The organism is Okeania sp. KiyG1 (genome assembly GCF_014132355.1).
Lineage (GTDB): Bacteria > Cyanobacteriota > Cyanobacteriia > Cyanobacteriales > Microcoleaceae > Okeania.
The window spans coordinates 1-22,069 of record NZ_BLZO01000126.1 but is presented as its reverse complement, the minus strand read 5'-3'; the positions used below and the strand labels follow the sequence as shown (position 1 = coordinate 22,069).

Here is a 22,069-nt window from a genome sequence, read left to right as displayed (position 1 = left end):
ACCCTGGTAACTATTTTGTTTCTTGCTTGCGCTTAACCATGGACAAACCCAAGCCACCAAAGGCCAGAATACCTAACATCGAAGCAGGTTCGGGTGCTTTGACTATTTCACCTTGTGCAGCATAGGTTCCTCCATCAGGACCCTCAAGATCTCCAAATACAAGTACACTGTCGATTGATTTGATCGTCAGGGCTGGTTTGTCTTCAGATTCAGGTATGTCGAACCACCAGTCTCCTTCAGTGAGAACTACTTCAACAGCACCACTGTCTAGCTCTTCACCTAAGAACATCGCTCCTGCTTTCATGGTAGCCATTACATCACCTTCGCTAACATCACCACTCCCATCATTATCAAAGGTGAATTTCAGATCGTTTGTAAGTTCGAACATTCCCGCAAGAGCAACACCAGGACTTGGGTTAATAGTAACCATAGAATCCAGTTCAAAAGTTCCTACGACAGAATCACCAGGTATTATATCAAATAATCCAGGAGTATCGAAGAAGGGTGCAAAGTGATTGGTAGCGATAAAACTAGCTGCCGATCCTCCCAACTCTAGGGGACTGAAGGTAACATCAAAACTACCCATACCAGCACCCAAAACATCTTTCATTTCCTGATTGAAGTTACTTGCTCCATTATCCCATTCTAGAGTAGATATTCCACCAGCTTGAACAGGAGCAGTAGAAATGCCAGTTATAGCGATCGCGCCGATAGCTGCTACTCCAACAGGAGCTAGCTTTTGTAATAAGTTCGGTAAATTCATCGTTGAATCCTTAGATATAGATAGTTTTCAAAAAAAGGGTAATAAGGGAGATCTGATTCATCACCCATTTAGAGTTAGCTATGTTATTTGTTTCAAAAACTTTTAACTAAGTAACTCTACATACTCAGAGTAGTCTTAAGCAAAAAAAATAGCAACAATAAAGCTCCATTTTTAGTAAATCTTAACTCCTCTTAAAGCATCTAAATATATGAAGTTTGTGAAGACTTTACTAGATTCTATATAGATCTAGAAAAATGACATAATCATAATAACTAATACTATTCATAATTATTGTAAATCATATTGATATAATCAAAAACTGCTATAAAACTGCGACTATTAAGAAGATACCTTTGTAGGTGACTGGTAATTCCTAAGATGATTTTCTGTTAGAGGCAACACCCCTTGTCTACTCTTGTTGAATATTTAGAACTATCACAGAGGAATGAACTTTAAGGTTTCATCTTTTGATTTACCAACGCTTTTTGTATAAATTTTAACAAAATTAATTTGTAAGTATTCAGCTATCAGCATTCAGCTATCAGCTATTAATTCATATCATGTCCGGTAGCATCAGTATTGTATGGCAAAGATAAGGAAGACCGAAGTTGGAAGACCGAAGTTGGAAGAGAGAACAGGAAAGAGGTCCGAAGGCTACCCTCGCAAGAAAAAAACCATTATTTCCTGTAGATATTCACCCTTGGGTTTATACAAACGATATAAACGGACATGATATTATACAGCATTTGTAGGGGCAAACGGCCGAAAGCTTGCGCATAACTATCGTTAACGCCCCTACTAGATGTGGTGGTTCTGCGTAAGTCCTGATTAATTGATAATTGATAATTACCTCTGCTTAAAACCGCTACGGAATTGAATATAAGGAAATATTATTTCTTTTCGGCGTTGCTGATTATGGGTATGATGCAGAGCTACCCTAACCCCCAGGGTCTATTTATTGTCACGCTTAGAAAAATTTATGGGGAGATGGGGGGATGGGGAGATGGAGAGATTTGTATATTTGCATAATTTTTTGTATTTCTTATGAATATTCTCTGACGACAAAGAATTAGCCTTGCCCCTAACCCCCCAAAATTGGGGGGAATAAAACTCTAAAAGTCCCCCAATGCGTGGGGGATGCGCGGGGGCTTGAGCAGAACCAAGCAATCGTGCATTCATACTTCAATTCAGCAACGCCTTCTTTTCTTGGTCGATGGTCGGACAGCGAGGAGACCTCGCCATCTCTCGACCGCTTTTTTCCCCTTAAAAGGGGAGGCTTCAAGGGGCGAATTATTAATAATTAATAATTCGGTAATTGCCGGAGGGTAGGTGCATTGTTAGGGCAGCTCTTCTGTAAGAGGCAGCAGAAAGCCTAACCCGTGATTGTTAAGAATCCCGGTTTTATCTATTGATTCAACGCGGGGAGGATGTCAATTCAAAGCTACTGACAACCAACTATCAAATAAATCTTGATGATCGGCAACCCATTCTTCAGCATGACGGCGAATATCTACAGGTTTATTCTCCCCATTTTTAACTTTTTCCTGTTGGAGGTTGACATCCTCTAGAGGAATTTCAATCTGTTCAAATAAACTTTGAACAACTGGATTATCCTGCAAAAAAATTCTTATTAGCTAATATCCGAACTCGATCGACTGGAATACCAAGATTTTTTTCCATTAACTGAAGTATCTTTTTCAGTGAAATTTCCCTGAGCTTCTAATAAGGATGTAAAAGGAACACTCAACCATTCCACATCCTCCTCAACTTTTAAAATCGAAGCTAACCAATGAGGAGTCCAAGTAAAATAAAGAATAGGTTTACCTTGCCGATAACGGGTCAAAGTATCTACCATTAAAGAAGAATAATCTCCTTCAATTTGCTCAACAGTATCCTCAAGTCCGTAAACCTGTAAATGATGATTTATTACTCTTTCACACACCCAACCAGCAGTACAACCGATTAAATTTGCCTTACCATCACCATCTGAATCAAAAAGTTTAGCAATTTTTGGATCTTTGAGTTGCGATAAATCAGTAATATTATATTTCTCAGCAGTCTGTTTATCTATCTGATACCCCGCTTGACAATCAGAAATAAGCGTTCCAACTCGTTCTAACTTATCTTCCCCACCATTCTTGTCAAAAAATTCTTTGTGGGCAATTTGCCAATGGACACCAGTAAAGTCCACATCATCATTACTCACAGCAATATGCATAGCTGGAACATTCAATTGCTTTGGTCCTTTCACCTGATAGCCTAATTTCTCCAGCCCAATATTCACAATCTCTGTAATAAATATACCGGATGTTTCCAGGCCAGAAGTAGACCGGACAATTATTCCATTCCCTGGCAATGCTTCATTTTTTGAATTTATAGTAGTTTGAGACATTAATTGCCAGCCAGTAACACCAACCAGCAAAGCAACCAAAATACTTATCCCTAGAGTTGTACCTTTCTGTTTGGAAAAGCCACGAGACCGCCACCATCCAATTAAACCTCGCTCTTGCCAAGAAAGAACTTTTCCCTGACTAATAGCTTGAGTGATACGGTCGAGCATCACCGCAATTAAAACAATACCCAAACCACCTACAGCAGCTAGTCCAACATTTAAACGACCCAGACCTTGTAATACCATTTGTCCTAATCCCTCTACCCCAATCATTGAGGTGACAACTGACATTGATAAGGCCAATAAAATTGCTTGGTTTGTGCCAGCCAAAATAGTAGGCAAAGCTAAAGGAATTTGCACTTCCAATAAAACTTGTTGGCGAGTTGAGCCAAAAGCTAAAGCTGCTTCTACTGCTTCTGGAGATACTTGCCTAATGCCCAGATTTGTCAGACGAATTAGAGGGGGGACTGCAAAAACAAATGTGGCAATAATGCCGGAAACTTCTCCAATTCCAAATAACATTACTACAGGTACTAGGTAGACGAAACTCGGAAGAGTTTGCATAGCATCTAGGAGGGGACGTAATATTTTGTTGAAGCGATCGCTAATGGCACTAAGAATACCTAGAGGAATACCCACTAACATACAAAATATTACGGCGGTTAGAACCAGGGCCAGGGAAACCATTGCTTCCTCCCAAGCTCCACAAAAACCAATTATACAAAGAGCGATGATGCTGTAAATGGCTAGTTTCCTTCCTGCTACTTGCCAGACCAGCAGGCCGATAATTATGAGAAAGATTAAGGGAGGAAGAGCTAGAAAACCAGATTTAATTATTTCCAGAGTATCTTTTATGGGTGAACTGATCTCTTGAAATAGGAAACGAAAGTTATCAACTAGAAAATTAACGGCAGTGTTAACCCATTCGTCTAGGGGTAAAGTATAAGATTCAAATGGGTTAAATAAAATTTCTAATCCTCCTTGAGTTTCAGCTATGAAGTGGTGAGGCAAATAATTCAAAATCAACAAAATCGACTATCTCCTAGTAATGTTGGTTTAATCCAAATTTTGATTTGGTTGCCCCAAACTTGTAAGAATATCAACTGCTTCTACCATAACTTGAAATTCTTTTTTTGTGCTTAACCACTGCTAGGGGAAACCTTCTTTATAAAAGTCAAACAAAAATATTCTTTAGGCAAATATAGTAAGCATTGAGCTAGCTCGCATTTCCGTTTGTCATGGTCCGCAAACAGCAATCAGATGCATGAAAATATTCAAACAATAACTGAGGTTAGGTTATGGGCAATTTAATTAATGAACTTTAATTCTCCTTGGTGGATAATTCCCTTCTAGTATGATAATGAGTTTATAAGTAAGCATTCAGCTATTAGCTGTCAGCTCTCAGCAACAATACTTTCTCCTTAAGGGCAGTGTTTAAATTAATATAGACTTTAAGGGCAAGGGAGCCAACTTTTCTAGTAATATAATTAATAAAGCTTTTATCGTCAACTAAAAGCAATAGCTGAAGTTCGCAGTTCCTCCGGAGGAGGCTAGCTGATTGCTGACGGCTGAATGCTTACGTTTATAATACCAAGCGTGAAAAAAGAATGTTACGAATAATAAGCACCATAAAAATACTTTCAGATAAAGTCTGTTTCACGAAAAAGGTAATTGGCAATATCAAAAATGGTATTAAATCTATCCCCAAGTGCATTCTAAATTATAAATTATAAATTAGAATAAATACCCTAACTATTTGTAGCAAACATTTATCAATTTGGTATAACACATAGCTGATAACGTAGTTACGACCTTATGAGGCTAGCTGATGGCTGACTGCTGTTTGCGCAGCATGACCTAGGAAATGCTTACCAAATATAAGTGTTTACTATCAGTTTCATCATAATTTTTATTCAATTTTCCCAAACTTGTAATATCATGTCCGGTAGCATCGGTATTGTATAGCAAAGGTAAGGAAGACCGAAGTGGGAAGAGGGAAGAGGGAAGAGGGAAGAGGAAAGAAGAGGGAAGAAGGCTACCCTCGCAAGAAAAAAATCTAAATTTCCTGTAGATATTCACCCTTGGGTTTACACATAGGTAATTATTAATTATTAATTATTAATTATTAATTGTTGAACGCCTAACTTTTTGCTACTGACAACCAATTATCAAATAATTCTTGATGATTTGTCACCCATTCTTCAGCATGACGACGAATATCTTCAGGTTTATTTTCCCCATTTTTAACTTTTTCCTGTTGAATATTAACATCCTCCATAGGAATCTCAATTTGTTCTAATAAACGTTGAGCAACTGGGTTAGCCTGCAAAAATTCCTTATTAGCTAATATCCTGATATTATCAATAGCAAAACCAAGATTTTTACCATCCCATGAAGTCTCTTCTTCCGTGAAATTTTCCATAGTTCCTAATAAGGATGTAAAAGGAACATTCAACCATTCTACATCTTCTCCTTCTCTTAAAATAGAGGCAGACCAATGGGGTTTCCAGGCAAAAAATAGAATTGGTTCTCCTTGACGATAACGAGCTACAGTATCTGCTAATATCGCAGAATAATCTCCTCGAACTTGCTCAACAGTATCCTCAAGTCCGTAAACCTGTAAATGATGAGTGATAGTTTTTTCACATACCCAACCAGAAGTACAACCAATTAAATTTGCTTTACCATCACCATCCGAATCAAAAAGTTTAGCAATTTCTGGGTCTTGAAGTTGTGATAAATTAGTAATGTTGTATTCCTCAGCAGTTTTTTTATCTATTTGATACCCCTGAGTAGAATTAGAAATCAGAGTTCCTAACCGTTCTAATTTTTCTTCCCCACCATTGTCGTCGAAAAAACCTTGGTGGGCAACTTCCCAATGAGCTGCAGTAAAATCTAAATCTCCATTACTAAGAGCGATGTACATTGCTGCAAAATTCAGTTGTTTTTGATCTTTGAGCTCATAGCCTAATTTTTCCAGTCCCATACTCACAATGTCTGTGATAAATACACTATAGGTTGACAAACTAGAAGCTGGATGAACTACTATTCCTTTCCCTGGCAATGGTTCTTCTGTTAAGTTGGTATTTGTTTGAGACATTAATTGCCAACCTGTCACACCTACTAGCAAAGCAAGCACGATAGCTATCCCTAAAGCTATACCATTACGTTTGGAAGGTTTACGAGACCGCCACCATCCAATCACACCACGCTCTTGCCAAGACTGAAGACTACCTTGACTAACTCCTTGAGTGATACGGTCAAGCATTACAGCAATTAAAACAATACCTAACCCCCCTACCGCAGCTAGTCCAACATTTAAACGACCTAAACCTTGCAATACCATTTGTCCTAATCCTTCTACCCCAATCATTGAGGTAACAACTGACATTGATAAAGCTAATAAAATGGCTTGGTTTGTGCCAGCAAGTATAGTAGGTAAAGCTAGAGGAATTTGCACTTCCAATAAAACTTGTTGGCGAGTTGAACCAAAAGCAAGTGCAGCTTCTACCACTTCTGGGGATACTTGCCTAATACCCAAGTTAGTCAGACGAATTAGAGGAGGAACTGCAAAAACAAAAGTTGCTATTATACCAGAAACTTCTCCAATTCCAAACAACATTACTACAGGTACTAAGTAAACAAAGGTCGGAAGAGTTTGCATAGCATCTAGGAGAGGTCGCAATACTTGATTAAAGCGATCGCTCACTGCACAAGCAATACCTAAAGGAATACCGACCAGCATACAGAATACTACGGCAGTCAGTATTAAAGATAGGGAAACCATTGCTGCTTCCCAAGCGCCACAAAGACCAATAATACAAAAAGCTATAACACTATAGATAGCTATTTTTCTGCCTGCTAGTTGCCAAACCAGAACACCGATGACGATCAGAAAAATTAAGGGCGGAATTGCTAGAAAAGTCGATTTTACTATTTCTAGAGTTCCGCTAATTGGTGAGCTGATAGTTTGAAATATAGGACGAAAATTGTCAACCAGAAAGTTAACTACATTATTAATCCATTCATCTAAGGGTAAAGTATAAGATTCAAATGGGTTAAATAAAATTTCTAATCCTCCTTGAGTTTCAGCTATGAAGTAGTGAAATAAATAATTCAAAATCAACTTGACTATCTCCTAGTAATGTTGGTTTAATCCAAATTTTTACCTAGTGCAGGATGGCAGAAATAAGTGACCAGTTACAAAATCCGGCGTTGGTAAAGCGCGTGTATGATATTAATCTTAATTCTTTAGGAGTCAACCCACCCCTCGCCCCTCCCCCGACCGTGGAGGGGAGGGGAACTCAGGAGTCAGGAGTCATATCATGTCCGGTAGCATCGGTATTGTATAGCGAAAGTAAGGAAGAAGGAAGAAGGAAGAGGGAAGAAGGCTTAAAAGCTTGAAACAACTTAAATTTCCTGTAGATATTCACCCTTGGTTTTACACAAACAATAAAGTGCGGACATGATATCAACCCACCCCCAACCCCTCCGGTGGAGGGGAGAAAGAAGAAGAAACCCCGAGTAGAAGGAGAAAGTTTTTTGGTCGCGTAAAGGTGACATAGTTCTATCGCGCTCTTATCCAGACATGGTATCATACCTCAAATTACCAATGCCCAAAATCCTAAAGGGTGCATCTCTATTTTGAATCAAGCCAAAAATTTATCGCTTTTAGGGAACAGGGAACAGGGAACAGGGAACAGAGAATATATAGGAAAAAAGTATTTTGGCAAATATGAGATGCACCCATCCTAAAAGCCTTGCCAATCAATACTTTTGACTTCCGCGTAGCGGCACTAGAACCTAAATTGAGTTCTGACGCGGCCAACCCAGATAGTATCATTATCACTATCGTGATTAGGATTAGTAACGAAGAATAAACCAGGAGTAATGGCAATATTATTGTTCATTTGGAAGCGATAAAATACCTCGAAAAGAATAGAAGTATCATCATCATCCACCCCAGCATTACTATTAGTAATAACTGGTGGCACACCAAAAACAATACCTCCCAAACTACCTTCTTTCACTAGGTCTGGAAAAGCTAAAGTCAAAGCACCAAAAACAAGAGTAACATCTTCATCACTATCACCTTCAGTACGAGCAAAGGTGGAACCAAACCAACCACCTAATTGAAAGTTATCAGTAATCCGCCATTGAGCTTCAATGTTAATATGATCTGCGCTACTTGGTTCTCCATCAAAAGGGTCTGTGCCTTCAAAACTACCTGTATTTCCAGTCAGGTTTACATTTCCTTTGGCGTAGTAGTTACGCACATAACCTACATGAAAAGCTAGCCTATCATTTGGGTCAATCTTAAACTGGCTAAATGCACTATAAGTATCATTAAAAAGACCTTCACCTTCTCTAGGGTCTTCTGAATTTGGTATAGCATAACCAACTTTGACATCCTCCCCGGCCTTTAGGCGCGGGGATTCCTACCGAGCCGTAGCTCCTCGGTGAGTTGACCTTTCATTGGCTGCTGCACCCACCCTCTTGCTCCCTCCCGGGAGGGGATGGGGGTGGGTTACGCTTGCCTCCACGTCCGTTTTTTGTCTCGGACTGCCCGCCCGCGACTAATATGTTTATTGCTGCGTTCTCGTCTCTATCATGTTTGGCACCACAGTTGAGACACTCCCACTCTCGCACCTGAAGGTCTAATTTTCCACCTTTAAATCCACAACATGAGCAAGTTTGAGACGTTGGCTCCCAACGACTAATTACTCTAAAATCACGACCGTATTTTTCTGCTTTACCTTCTAGAAGTGTTCGGAATTTTTGCCAACCTAAATCACTAATTGCTCTGGATAATTTACGGTTTTTAACCATTCCAGATACATTGTCATACTTCTAAAACAATTGTTTGGTTTTCACGAATTATTTTAGTGGATAATTTATGTAGAAAATCTGTCCTTGTATCTTTCAATTTGGCATTAAATTTAGCTACTCTCAATCTAGCTTTTTCATACCTCTTAGACCCTTGAGTTTTATTAGATAATGATTTACTTAACTTACGATACTTCTTAATCCTTTTCTTTAAAGGTTTAGGAGCATCAATTTTTTGACCATTACTCAAAGTAGCAAAAGTTTTAATTCCTAAATCTATACCTACTGAATTATCAGTTTTAGGCAACACTTTGGCACAAGTTTCTACTACGAAACTCAGAAAATATCTATGTAGGGGGGAACGGCCGTTCGCCCCTACATCTTTGATTACTGTTACTGATGATGGAACATTAGGTGGTTTTCTTGACCAAACAATTTTCAGCTTTCCAATCTTAGCTAAATAGACTTTATGCTGACCAACTTTAAATCCACCTTTTGTAAACCTAGCTGTTTGTTTTGACTTTCTAATTTTGAATCGCGGAGGTTTGACAGGTCTACCTTTTCTCTTACCTTTGGTTGAAGTAAAGAAATTTTGATAAGCCTGGTTTAAATCATTCAAAGATTGCTGCAATGGTATGTTAGAAACCTCTGACACATTCTCTGTATTCAGTTTTTTTAGCTTGAGTAATAAAAAGCTTTTGTAGTTCTGATAAGTCAGGTTTCTTTTCTCCTGATTTATACTTCTGTTGGCAGCAAGCTAGACTATCATTCCAAACCACACGGACACAGCCAAATAGCTTGGCTTATCGGTATTTTTGTCCCGGGGTGGGTTTGCGGAAAATTATGCCCTGGGGGCTTAGATAGTGTCGAACCCTTACACTGTAAAGCATTTATCCTCTTAATATTTACTTTATAAATCAGCTCTTAGTCTAATTAGAATTTCTATTTGGTTGCCCTAAACTTGTTAATACATCAACTGCATCTACCATACCTTGAAATTCTTTTTTGTGGTTAACTACTGCTAGGGGAAACCCTTTTTTGTAAAGGTCAAAAATATCCTCTAGGTGAGTATAACTATCAACTATCGGAAAGTCAGTTTCCATAGTCACCGTAGTATCTTCCTCTCTCTGTTTGAGACTCTCTTCCAAACGTTGTTTTTTCACTAAACCAATAGGTTTATTGTACTCATCGACTACATACATAACTTGGAGATTCTGGTTTAACATTTGCTCCAGAGCAGAGCTAACAGAATATTGACCAATTTTCAGGGAAACTCTTTTACTAATAATTGACCCTACTGTAATAACTTGAGCTGAATTTACCTCTTCAATAAAAGCCTTAACATAATCATTTTTAGGATTAGTAACTAATTCTTCAGGAGTCCCCAATTGGACAATTGCCCCATCTTTCATAACAGCAATACGATCGCCCAGTTTCAAAGCCTCTTGAATATCATGACTAATAAATACAATAGTTTTGTGTAATTCTTTCTGGAGTCGCAACAATTCATCCTGCATCTCTCCTCTAGTCAATGGGTCAAGGGCACTAAAAGCTTCGTCCATTAATAAAATTTCTGCATCAGTAGCCAAAGCACGGGCCAAACCCACTCGTTGCTGCATTCCCCCACTCAAAGAGGTCGGTTTATAATCTGCCCATTTATCTAAACCCACAACTTCTAATGTTTCTAGTGCTTTCTGGCGACGATTAATTCGTTCAACTCCCCGCACCTTTAGTCCATACTCTACATTTTCAACAACTGTTTTGTGAGGAAACAACCCAAAACGTTGAAATACCATTGAGACTTTATTCAGTCGTATTTCTCGCATTCGTGTCTCATTAGCATGAGCAACATCTTCATCATCAATATAAATATGTCCGCTAGTGGGATGAATCAAACGATTAATACATCGAGCCAGGGTAGATTTTCCTGAGCCGGATAACCCCATTAATACAAATATTTCCCCTTGATTAATCTCAAGAGATATATCGGCCAATCCTAATACATTACCTGTAGATTGCAGTATATAATCTCTTGTTTTACCTTCCCGAAACAACTTAAGAGCAGCAAGATGTTTTTTGCCATAAATTTTAATTAGATTTTCGATAATTATTTTGGGTGGCATATCTTCAATAATTTAGAATTAAGAATTAAGAATTTAGAATTACCTCTCCTTTAAAGGAAGAGGATTGACTCAAAGGAAATTTTTTCTTTTTATCCCCTTAAAAGGAGAGGCTTTATACCACAATTTTTCGGTAAGAAATTCACTTTACTAAAATAATATTCAAAAACGAAAGTCAAGATTTCTGCCTAGAGATGATTTAGGCATCTAGATAATTAGTCGAGCAAACTGTATTTAATATTTATATCTATTTTTTGATACCTTTTTTTTCATTTTAAATATTTCACTATTTATAGAATAGAAGTCGAAGGAAAGGGTGCGGACATATCAAAAGCTTAAAACCCAGACAAAGCAAAATTTTTCCTTCTATCCTAGATCATAGCAATTACCATAAATTAATGCTTAACTTAGGCAGCACTCCAGATTATTAACTAATTAACACAAACAGGATCGCATTTTTGATAATTAGCACCCTAGGAGCGCATTAATTATTATGTTTACTTCCCCCTGACTCCCTCGATCCCCCACTCCTCCACTTCCCTACTCCCCTGCTCAAGATAAGGGTTGAAAAGTTTTTGAGAAATAGTATAACTAATCCCCTAGACAACTAAAACATTCTTCCTGATGCTATACCCGACTCGATCAACCATAATGCGACTTAGGTTCTCTCCGCTCTTCCTTGTAGAATATTAAAGATTTAATCTCTACATTCATCAATTGGTAATTAGCGGAGAGTATTTGTCGCTTGGGAAATAAATAATTACCTTCTTCTCCCTGATTTGCTCTGAATTTTCCCAACTGAAAATTTCAAATTTTGGAATTTATCAAAAGAATTAAATTTCTTTGATTTTATCTGGAAAAAGTACGATTTTGCCATCTATTAAGAATCTGATTTTCTGCCATCATAGATGTAGTTTGCAACTCAGAAATTTGCTTTCTTGAAGCCTGTATTGTCTCTACTTGATTGTGAAATTCTTGTTGCAATTTAGTCAGTTTATTTTGGTAATCTGCAATTATTTGTTTCTGAAGTTCTGACTGTTTTTCCAAAGCTTCATAATTTTCTTTTGATACCATTGAACCAACTATAGATTCAAGATATTGTAACTTATTGAGTTGTTCCTGTAACTGGTGCTGCAAAGCTTCATAATTTTCTTTTGACACCATTAAATCAGTCTGTTCTTCAAAACTTTGCAACTTATTTTGCTGTTCTTCTGACTGATTTTGCAAAGTCTCATAAGCTTCTCTAGAAACCATTGTGGTAATTTGTGCTTCTAGATTTCGCAACTTATCTTGTTGTTCTTCTGACTGATTTTGCAAAGTCTCATAACTTTCCCGCAATACCATTGAAGCTATCTGAGACTCTAGTTTTTGAAGTTTAATTTGCTGTTCTTGTGACTCTTGCTGAAGATTCTCATAAACTTCCTTTGACACCATTGAAGCTATCTGAGATTTTAGTTGCTCAAGTTGAGCAATTTGCTCCTGTGATTGGTCTTGCAAAGAATCATAAACTTCCCTTGATACCATCAAAGCAATTTGCTCTTTTAATTGAGCCATTTGCTCTTGTGACTCTTGCTGAAGATTCTCATAAACTTCCTTTGACACCATTGAAGCTATCTGAGATTCTAGTTGCTCAACTTGAGCAATTTGCTCCTGTGATTGGTCTTGCAAAGAATCATGTACTTCCCTAGATACCATCAAAGCAATTTGCTCTTTTAATTGAGCCATTTGCTCTTGTGACTCTTGCTGAAGATTCTCATAAACTTCCTTTGACACCATTGAAGCTATCTGAGATTCTAGTTGCTCAACTTGAGCAATTTGCTCCTGTGATTGGTCTTGCAAAGAATCATAAACTTCCCTAGATACCATCAAAGCAATTTGCTCTTCTAGTTCTTTTAATTGAGCTAGTTGTCCTTGAGATTCTTGCTCGAGAGTTTTATAACTTTCCTGAGATACCATCAAAGCAACTTGCTCTTCTAATTGCTTGAGTTGAGCTAGTTGTCCTTGAAACTCTAAGACTGCTTTTTTATCCTCTTCTAATTGCTTCTGTAAAGTCTCGTAACTTTCTCTTGACACCATGGCAGTCATTTGCTCTTCCAAATGTTTAACCTGTGCCATCTGAGACTCCAGCTCTTGTTGTAAAGCTTGATAACTTTCCGATAACTGATTTTGTGTTTCTACAGACTCAACTAATGGTTCTGGGACTGTTACTATATCCAATTTTTCATCAGATACTTCATTTGTCTTCAGAGCATTATTTACTGTCTCTGATTGATTGTCCAAATTTGCTTGAATTTGTGCCGCCTCTCTCAAAATTGCAAGGTCTCCTCTAGCAATGCGCTCAATTAACTCAGACCTGGATAAACCAAGTTCAGTTGCTACGTCCTTTAGCCTTTCAGCGCTAGTGGGAGTCAGAGACACACCGACTTTAACCTTGCTTTCTGAATATGAGGTGGCACCACTACGTTTTTTTGCCATTACAAATCTCCTTGGCCACCATACTGCTTCTAGTATACCGTTGAATGGTATTCCCTTAACGAAGTCAGAAGTCAGAAGTCAGAAGTCAGAAGGAAAAATTGCTTATGGATAGTCAACTAGAGGATAAAAAGCGGTCGTTTTGCACTTCGCAAAGCTCCGCTAACGGCATTCACCGTCATTTTTGCGCAGTATGACCTAGGAAAAAGCAGAGCTTCCCTTAGGGTGGGATGGCGAGGAAACCTGCGCTGGCCAACCATCGACCAAGAAAAGAAAAATTTTCATTATTAGTCAATCCTATCTGTTTTAAAGGAGAGGTAATAATTAATTATTAATTATTAATTATTAATTATTAATTGTTTAACCTAGCCCCGCTCATCAAATCTTGTATAGAAACCGCCATTCTTGACCCAGTATTGTTTCAAATCGTGGTGAGGTGTATGGAGACTTGCTTTTGCTTGATAAAGAACTACTTTTCTATGATTACCAATCCAAATTTTCTTAATAGTTTTGACAGATATCAAACTCCCGCCCAATGTTTCAACACATTCTGTGAACCTATCAACTGTAGAATATTCTACTGTCTCAAACAAGAAAAAGTTTCCTGAACAGATTAAATGTCTGGTTCTAATCCAGCTTTGCATTTTTTTTTCTGCTACTGGTGGCAACATTTTCTATTAGTCCTCCTTCAAGACTTTTCCATAATTTGTTGCCTTCAATTTTTTATTGGTAATTCATCAGCAAAACTTATTTTTTTTTCAAACTTTAAACGTCCTGCTGTAGAACCCCAAACCTGTTTGTGTGTATTAATATCCATCCCTTTATCTAAACTTTCCCATGTTTGCTCAGTTAATTCTACTTCACTAACTAGATAAGTCTCACATCCTCTCTTATTAATTAAACATTTATTTCCAGGTTCAACACTCCCTAAAAATTTTTCTCCATCTCGTTTAAAAACCATTGAGCAATTATAACGACGTTCTATATTTTCTGGAGTAATAGTATGTAAAATATCAAGTTCTCTTGCTGCACCTGCATAGAGAATAGGGTCTTTGAGACTGTAATTTTCTATGTAAATATGGTCGCCTTTATCTATAAGTTGATGGACTCCTTGACGATATGGACTCCAAAGGTCATGGTCATAAACTTGCTCTGAATAAAAACCTATGCCAGAAAAAAATTGATATGGCAAAGGTCGGAAATAAATATTAATATGAGCATAAAGAACTAGATTGGCAGAAGCTTGTTTTTGGTTACTAAAGCCTCCTGCCATCCAACTAGCTAGAGTAATAAGGTCTTTTGATTTTGTCTGATTTTCTGTATGGGAAATAGTCATTTCAGTTATCAGTTATCAGTTATCAGTTATCAGTACCTCAAGTCTGTTTGCGCAGCATCACCTAGGAAAACAGAAGGCTTGAAATACGGAGTTCCATTTTCTCTTGGTCGATTAGATATAGCTCCGAAATCTGCTCTTATCAGAGCCACTCCGCGCTCCGCCATCTCTCGACCGCTTTTTATCCCCTTAGAGGTTGTCTGAGAAGTCCAATTTGCTACATCCAAGCCCCCGCGCATCCCCTTGCAACAAACAGCGAAGCAACATTTGGCTTCCCCCATTCAACAAACAGCGAAGCAACATTTGGCTTCCCCATTCAACAAAAAGCGCAGCAACATCTGGCTTCCCCCATTCAACAAAAAGCGCAGCAACATCTGGCTTCCCCTTTCCAAGGGGGACGGGAGGGGGATAAAAAGGGGGACGGGAGGGGGATAAAAAAGGGGGACGGGAGGGGGATAAAAGGGGGACTAGAGCAAGCAAATTGACTCTTGTCCCCCCAAAGTTGGGGGTGAGGGGGCAAAATTCAGTATCAAAAAACTTTTCAGATATCCCCTTAACAAGGGGAGGCTTAAGACCAGAAATTTTCGGTCATATTTTACCTTCCCTTTTTTTGATTCATAATTCTTTTTTTTATTCGATCGCCAATCTTGAATAACTAATTGACTACTCCCCGGAGGTCAGTCACGGGGAAACAAGCGCAGATACTACGCAACAGGATAAATCCGTGTTGCTCCGTCTGTTCTTAGCTGACCAAAGATATATTCTTTGGGGACAAGTCAAAGTGCCCCTACACAGTTGGCTTAAGTAGAGGCGAACGGCCGAAAGCTTGCGCATAACTATCGTTAACGCCCCTACAGCTTTGCGGCTTACTTTTGCAATTATATTTGCAGCCCCATTACAGTCTGCATTCACACACCAATTATTACCTGTTCTATTCGGTAAAATCAAATACATCGGATTAAAATCCGACTCCTCGCCTTTCATCCATCGCTTAAAAGACGATGGCTTTCATGCTCCCGTGTTATTTAGGTAAAATTATATTTTTTAGGAGTAAAATTATATTTTTTAGAGTATGTATAATCTTGGTATAGATATCAAATATTAAGTATTTGGGGAAATTGAATTACAAATGACTTTTTGGCAAATCTCAAATTTTCCTGATTCTTTACTACTCCCTACTCCCTACCTCAACAAAAAGACTTTTGAGCGCAAACCCCACTTAACTGTGATAGATAAGACTCATGATTCTTCTTCCTTTGACAACGAACGAATTTCTGATGAAAAAGAGGCAGTTAATACACCTTTACCATCACTCGTTTTAATCAAGGATACTCGAAACCTAAGATTGGGAGTACCAAACCAAATTTTTTCTTCTGCAGCAGCACGGTCATATTCTGTATGTAGAATAAAAGTACCATCTTCAGTAATTTGATATTCTCCCACCGCAGCAATAGTTTCTGCATAACCTTGGGAACGTAATAACTTTCCTTTTTTGAGATTATCTACATCAGGTATTGGCACTAATACACAACTACCTTCAATAACTTCATCATCATCCCAGTCAGATTCTCCTTTCCAACTCATCTGAAAAGGAGAAACAGCTTGAGCAATATCTACTTCACTAGACTTACACAATTCTATAACTTCTGGAGCCGTTTTTGGTAAAGAGACAATATCTATCGTGGACCGGACTTCCTCAAAATGACTAAATGCTAAATTATGGCCACTACGTTGCGATCGCCAGCGTCCTATAGAGCGTTCAACAAATTCTACAACATCCATTATTCCTATCTTGAATAATATTTAATCAGGAACCTGTTAGTTTAAAACAGGTCCCTCTTAAAATAGCAGTTAGCAGTCAGCGGTCAGCGGCCAGCTCTAAAGGCGTATTATGGGAGATACTCTAGAGTTGCCACTCCGCGTCTACAAACCCCCAGAACACGCACACCACTAATTTTTCAAATAAGCGTGGGGGACGTCGAACCCGCCGATTTTAACTGATAGCTGATAACTGATAGCTTGTTAACCAACTTCAGTAATTTTCAGAATTTTACCACCTGTTCTCTGAATGCTGTTAATTTTTGAAGTTAGCTGCTCGTAAGATACTGTATAACTTGTTTTACTCAGTTTTACAGTAGGACCAATACCAGTCTTAGTAACTAAGATTTGGAAACGTTTGGCTGTATTGCTATAAGGTCCACTTAAATATGGAGGTGGAACAATTTCCGTAGCAAGGTTAGTAGCTAAATCTGAAGTTAGTCGGGAAGATTTATTTCTGTCACTTGTAGCATATCCTCTTTCCAGAGCAAATGTCCGATTGAATGTGACATTCTTCATTCCAACTAGAGTGCTATTACCCCGTGGGTATGGAACAATGTTTTCCCCAAAGTTTTGGGTATACTCTTCGCTGTCTATATAGGAATCAATTTCTGCCTCATATCCTTGTTCATTGTACACAAGGATATGTTCAGAAATTTCTGCTTGGTCTTCAGGAGAGCGACCTAATAAATGCTTAAAGTTTAGTTCTATGAATCCATAAGGAGAAGATGATTCAAAAAACAAGGAGAAATATAGGTCTGACTTAGCAACCATACTCACAAATTGACGGACAGAAATATCTCCATTTCTGAGTAATGATTCCCCGCTAGTTAGACGTTGACTTTCCATTACATGGATATTTCCCAAAACTTGCTTATAAACAGCTCTAATTACTGCTTGTAATTCATCTTCTGTAGAATTAGAACGTAGTTCTATTGGATCTATTGTGTCTACCCAAAGTGACATTCTTAAATTCCTCTCATTAAAAGATTTTAATTTTTTCTATTTATATGATTGCAGTTTTCATAGTTGATAGCCATTAGTTGAATAAGTACAAACATCATAACCATCAACCATGAATTACTGCAAAATATTTGAAAATTTTTGCCCTTTATTTATCCTTAATATATTGCTAAATTAACACAATAAAGTTGTGATAATTTAAACTTTATTTATTAGGAATCTCGCTACTAAAGCTATTCATGGAAAAGAGCAAACAATTTTCTAATTTTTACCCTAGCTTACAGGAGTAATACTAGAAATTACACCACCCTGCTGATGAATCCTTTGGTACTCTTGGGAAAGTTTATCAAAAGGCACCAAAAATACTTGATTACTACGGCGGAATCTGGAAACACGATTTACTACTTTTGAGCGGTAAGCTGTTACTTCAATGCGGTAAACTTTGCCATCAGAACTAGCTCCTACTCCATGTCTACTTCTGGCACCTAAAGGTGTATCTTGGAATGACCAACCATCTGAACCACCAGAAGGAGGAACTACAGCTAAAGGTGTTTCTTGAATCACATATTTATTCAAAGCAGGGCTTTTTCCAGACAAACTTCCTTTTAAATCGCTGCTGGAAGCACCTCGCAATAGTTGGAACATATGAGTAAAACCAACCATTTTTTTGCCTGTTTGGGTTTTATAGCCTCGATAATAAGGAACTATATTTTCCCCATAAGCACTATCATATTCCTCACTATCAATGTAGGAATCAATATCAGCTTCAAAACTTCCTTCATCAAGGATATTGCTGTGAAACTTCATATCATCGTAGCCATCGGGAGCTCGACCTAAAAAGTGCTTAAAGTTTAATTCAATTGCACGATAGCGGGGGCAACTTTCAAAGAACCGAGAACGATACAAGTCAGACTTTCCAACTTGACGTACAAATTCACGGACAGTAATTTCGCCTTCTTTGAGTTTGGACTCAGGCACAGTGAGTCTTTCACTCTCCATGACGTAGGCATTACCAAGAACTTGTCTATAGACAGCTCGAATCACAGATTCTACTTCTTCTGATGAGCGTCCAGGCCAAAGTTCTACAGGTTCTGTATCTTCAAAAAGGCTAACCCCTAATTGAGATGCTGGTCCAAAAACCATTTGAACTATCTCCTAGGTAAAATTAGGTTTGCTGAAAAATGTATTTTTAGTTACAAAACTGAAAAATTTTGACTCATTGCTACAATCTATTCCTGAAGCAGGAACTTAGATTGTATAAACTTATGAGCTTATTTCTTTTAGTTTTGTACTTTTTGGAATATACACTGCTAGGAAGCTTTTAATTATAAAGAATTATCAACTTTTGTAAATATATAGAAATATATAGTAGATTTTTCTCATTAAAGTTAAGCTAGCAATTACAGCAATTATCGAGTTGATGAGGTACAAAGTTTATCGTTTTAGGGAACAGGGAATACAGAAATAATATAGTCTTATAACTGTACTTCATGCTTCCTCAAAATGCTGTAACATCAAAAAATGTTCAGGAAAATATATCAAAACTTTTTAAGTATTAGATTTTTGGCGATGCAATATTTAAAAACTTGTGAAAATATAGATTATTGTAGAAACTTTTTTCAATTATCAAGTCAAAAAATATTCTGATTATATGTTCGCCAATATCGTGCCAAGTTCAACTCTAATTTATCTTAAATGTATTGAATTTGCCTCAAATAAAAATAAATATAGCTATATCTAAAAGCCTTTTTTTTCTTTCTTTAATTTGCCTCAAATAAAAATAAATATAGCTATATTTAAAGGCTTTTTATAGTAAAATAGTCAATAAAAATTATTGATGATTTCCTCTACAAGACTTGAGGACGAAGCTAATTTAGCTTGTATTGATAAAGTACTCTACTGATAAGTCTTGCAGCTCAAGATAATCAAATTTTCAAATTCTTGATAATCAAAATATTCTTGAGTGTAAGCAGTTAACCTTGTCATGAATTTAGAATGTTTCGCTTACAGTGTAGGTCATGGAGATGATGGAATATGTCTGCTCGCCCGGATAGGTCCACACCGGATTTTATTAGATTGTGGTATTGCAGATATTTCATTATTAACTAATACTAATGAAAATAAACAAGTTGTCCCAGCAGATATTGTCCTATGTACTCACGCACATTCAGACCATGCTCAAGGACTACTTGCACTTAATCAAGCTTTTCCACAGTTACCAATATATATGCTAGTGAAGCAACAACGAAGCTTTTGCCTCTCAATTGGTCCAAATTTCCTGTCTCTGAAATCCCTGACTTCTGTCAACCTTTGCCTTGGCACTCACCAATAGAACTTTGTACTGGTCTAACTGTAGAGCTTTTTCCTGCTGGTCATTTACCTGGAGCAACAGTTTTTCTTCTGACTTATACTGCTGAAGATCATCGAACCTATAAGCTTTTATACACAGGAGATTTATTTTTATCCAATAGTCGTTTGGTCGAAGGTTTGCCTCTAGAAGATTTACGAGGACTAAGGCCAGATGTGTTAATAATTGAGGGTAGTTATGGTACAGCTCGTTATCCACATCGGCGACAGTTAGAAAATCACCTTGCAGAAAGAATATATCAAGCTATTACTTCTGGAATGTCGGTTATTTTGCCCACTCCTGCTTTGGGGTTAGCACAAGAATTGTTAATGCTTCTGCGCAGTCATCACTATTTCACAGGTCGCGATCTGGATATTTGGGTAGAGGAACAAGTTGCCCATGTTTGTGACCTTTATTTACAACTATTATCCGAATTTCCTCCAGCAGTTAAAAATTTTGCTCAACATCAACCTTTATTTTGGGACGAAAAGGTAAGACCGCGCGTGCTGAGGCAGTTACCAGGAAAATTTCCTTCTGGAGAAAAGCCTTATATTCTTATTGCGGACCGGGATACTGATTTGAGTCAATATATTATTGGTCGAGATAATTCTTTTGTTGTGTTAGTACCTGAAACACCAGGGAAAATTTCACAAGAGTTGAATTTTGTTCATACAGAAACATATCTTCTGACCGATCATTGTGATGGACTGGGAACAACACAGTTAATTCACAACCTACGTCCTCAACATATAGTTTTTGTTCATGGCAGTCCTAGTTATTTAGCTGACCTTACTAATCTTGAAGAGTTACGCAACCGTTATCAACTCCACTCTCCAAGTAATGGTGTTTTGGTAGAGCTGCCAATTGGTGATACATTCATAGTACCGACATTACCTGAAACTAATTATGAGGGAGAATTAACTGAGTTGGACACAGAGGTAATAGTTTCTTTACCTCAGAGTATTACAAATGATAGTCGTTGGCCAATTTTTGCTGATACAGGTATTGTGGAAGTTCGTTGGCAAGGAGAGGAGTTGGTTATGAGAGGAGTTTCTCAACGACAACTTCTTTATCAGACTGGCGATCGCTTTATTTCTCCTGAGTTAGATTGTTGCGGTAATTGTTTATATTATCGAGGACAGCGTTGCTCAAACCCTACTTCAGCTCTATATGGATTTAGGGTAACATCTGATGGGTACTGTCCTATGTTTAAGTCCCTTCATTTTCCTTCTACTGAAGAAATAGAATGAAATGATTAATTCATCAAGCTAAATTATATATATAGTATTGTATTTAATGACCGGAAACCAGTTTAAATAAATATATATTAATATGATCTGCTGAAATATTATCAAACAGGATTGGGTCGCGCCACTCCGCCCGGAAATGGCGAAATACTTTTGGAGCGAAGCTCAAATCCCCGTTACAAAAATCACTTCTGACTCTCTTGGGGCGCGTTCCGCAAGCGAGCTGACGTTGTCGCGGGGTCGCACCGCTTCTGACTTCTGACTTCTAACTTCGTTATTCCTACTGATTTGATTCTGGGTTGCGATCGCGAATTTGTTCAGCTTCTGGACAATCTTCAGATACTAAAGGGTCAATATTACTCCTTGGTACAGATGCTAATTTTTGGGTAATCGCCCCTATACTTTCTAAGCGTACCATTTCTTCCCAAGAACAGATTTCATCATCTTCATCTGTTTCATAGCGTATAGTGACTAAATCTCCCTCTATATCTAATATCTTTGCTTTTTCAATCCAACGCTGCTGATCTCGCAAAAAAATACAGACTTCACGACCATCACAACAAAGTTGATATATCTTGCGTTGTAGCATCGGCTTTCTATACTCCCAGTCAATAAGTTCGATCAAATATATTTACAACAGAAGACTATTTACGGAAAATGTTGACAAATACAAACTTTTTCCCTAAACTTGTTGAGTTGAGTGGAAACTCAATTAAGGTCTATGACTAGCCTCACTACCATCAACATATAATTCCCGCCAAGGAATTGTTAGAAGAGGAATTAATTTT

At 37.8% G+C, this 22,069-nt stretch carries 16 protein-coding genes and 2 pseudogenes; 3 read left to right on the top strand and 15 right to left on the bottom strand.

From position 1 onward, the window contains the following. Positions 1–10: 10 nt before the first annotated feature. Positions 11–763 (bottom strand): PEP-CTERM sorting domain-containing protein, encoded by a 753-nt coding sequence (locus SAGCYANO_RS30320; RefSeq protein WP_202223461.1) that lies wholly within the window; start codon positions 761–763, stop codon positions 11–13. A 608-nt stretch (positions 764–1,371) separates the two neighbouring features. Here SAGCYANO_RS30320 and SAGCYANO_RS30315 point away from each other — a divergent pair. Continuing rightward, positions 1,372–1,515, top strand: coding sequence for a hypothetical protein (locus tag SAGCYANO_RS30315; protein ID WP_202223460.1), 144 nt, complete (start codon positions 1,372–1,374; stop codon positions 1,513–1,515). Between the two features lie 678 nt (positions 1,516–2,193). Here SAGCYANO_RS30315 and SAGCYANO_RS46000 read toward each other — a convergent pair. From SAGCYANO_RS46000 to proX (SAGCYANO_RS30305), 3 genes are all read right to left on the bottom strand, one after another. Next, the gene (locus SAGCYANO_RS46000; protein ID WP_237396857.1) at positions 2,194–2,382 is read right to left on the bottom strand and encodes a hypothetical protein; all 189 of its coding nucleotides are present in this window, start codon (positions 2,380–2,382) and stop codon (positions 2,194–2,196) included. 11 nt (positions 2,383–2,393) lie between these two features. Beyond that, positions 2,394–4,184: a glycine betaine/L-proline ABC transporter substrate-binding protein ProX gene (gene proX, locus SAGCYANO_RS30310; RefSeq protein WP_237396856.1), complete on the bottom strand. Its 1,791-nt coding sequence runs from the start codon at positions 4,182–4,184 to the stop codon at positions 2,394–2,396. Between the two features lie 1,111 nt (positions 4,185–5,295). Next, a complete protein-coding gene (gene proX / locus SAGCYANO_RS30305; protein WP_237396855.1) occupies positions 5,296–7,275 on the bottom strand; it encodes a glycine betaine/L-proline ABC transporter substrate-binding protein ProX in 1,980 nt (659 codons plus the stop codon). Between the two features lie 59 nt (positions 7,276–7,334). Between proX (SAGCYANO_RS30305) and SAGCYANO_RS30300 the strand changes: the two genes are divergently transcribed. Continuing rightward, positions 7,335–7,559, top strand: a complete 225-nt coding sequence (locus SAGCYANO_RS30300; protein WP_202223458.1) for a hypothetical protein — start codon at positions 7,335–7,337, stop codon at positions 7,557–7,559. Positions 7,560–7,951: 392 nt separating this feature from the next. Here SAGCYANO_RS30300 and SAGCYANO_RS30295 read toward each other — a convergent pair. The 10 genes and pseudogenes from SAGCYANO_RS30295 to SAGCYANO_RS30255 all read right to left on the bottom strand — a co-directional run. Further along, a pseudogene (locus SAGCYANO_RS30295) lies at positions 7,952–8,554 on the bottom strand (iron uptake porin); the annotation flags it as partial. A gap of 73 nt (positions 8,555–8,627) precedes the next feature. After that, positions 8,628–8,984, bottom strand: a complete 357-nt coding sequence (locus SAGCYANO_RS48225; protein ID WP_255502758.1) for a transposase — start codon at positions 8,982–8,984, stop codon at positions 8,628–8,630. Positions 8,985–8,997: 13 nt separating this feature from the next. After that, positions 8,998–9,699: a transposase gene (locus SAGCYANO_RS48220; RefSeq protein ID WP_255502760.1), complete on the bottom strand. Its 702-nt coding sequence runs from the start codon at positions 9,697–9,699 to the stop codon at positions 8,998–9,000. Between the two features lie 211 nt (positions 9,700–9,910). Next, positions 9,911–11,104, bottom strand: a complete 1,194-nt coding sequence (locus SAGCYANO_RS30285) for a glycine betaine/L-proline ABC transporter ATP-binding protein (RefSeq protein WP_202223457.1) — start codon at positions 11,102–11,104, stop codon at positions 9,911–9,913. An 846-nt stretch (positions 11,105–11,950) separates the two neighbouring features. Next, on the bottom strand, positions 11,951–13,576 hold the full coding sequence (locus tag SAGCYANO_RS30280; RefSeq protein WP_202223456.1) for a hypothetical protein: 1,626 nt from the start codon (positions 13,574–13,576) through the stop codon (positions 11,951–11,953). Positions 13,577–13,938: 362 nt separating this feature from the next. Further along, positions 13,939–14,244 (bottom strand): CpeR family transcriptional regulator, encoded by a 306-nt coding sequence (locus SAGCYANO_RS30275; RefSeq protein WP_202223455.1) that lies wholly within the window; start codon positions 14,242–14,244, stop codon positions 13,939–13,941. Positions 14,245–14,288: 44 nt separating this feature from the next. Then, positions 14,289–14,909, bottom strand: a complete 621-nt coding sequence (locus SAGCYANO_RS30270; RefSeq protein ID WP_202223454.1) for a chromophore lyase CpcT/CpeT — start codon at positions 14,907–14,909, stop codon at positions 14,289–14,291. A gap of 1,236 nt (positions 14,910–16,145) precedes the next feature. Further along, positions 16,146–16,688 carry a phycobiliprotein lyase gene (locus tag SAGCYANO_RS30265; protein ID WP_202223453.1) on the bottom strand — a complete coding sequence of 181 codons (543 nt, stop codon included), beginning with the start codon at positions 16,686–16,688 and terminating at the stop codon, positions 16,146–16,148. 240 nt (positions 16,689–16,928) lie between these two features. Further along, positions 16,929–17,690 (bottom strand): phycobilisome rod-core linker polypeptide, encoded by a 762-nt coding sequence (locus tag SAGCYANO_RS30260; protein WP_202223452.1) that lies wholly within the window; start codon positions 17,688–17,690, stop codon positions 16,929–16,931. Between the two features lie 270 nt (positions 17,691–17,960). Next, complete coding sequence (locus SAGCYANO_RS30255; protein ID WP_202223451.1) at positions 17,961–18,830, bottom strand: phycobilisome linker polypeptide; 870 nt, start codon at positions 18,828–18,830, stop codon at positions 17,961–17,963. 841 nt (positions 18,831–19,671) lie between these two features. Between SAGCYANO_RS30255 and SAGCYANO_RS30250 the strand changes: the two are divergent. Then, positions 19,672–21,284: pseudogene (locus SAGCYANO_RS30250) on the top strand (MBL fold metallo-hydrolase). A 277-nt stretch (positions 21,285–21,561) separates the two neighbouring features. On the opposite strand, the gene SAGCYANO_RS30245 reads toward SAGCYANO_RS30250, so the two are convergent. Next, entirely contained in the window at positions 21,562–21,870 is a 309-nt protein-coding gene (locus SAGCYANO_RS30245) for a DUF6679 family protein (protein WP_202223450.1), read from the bottom strand. Between the last annotated feature and the right edge of the window lie 199 nt (positions 21,871–22,069).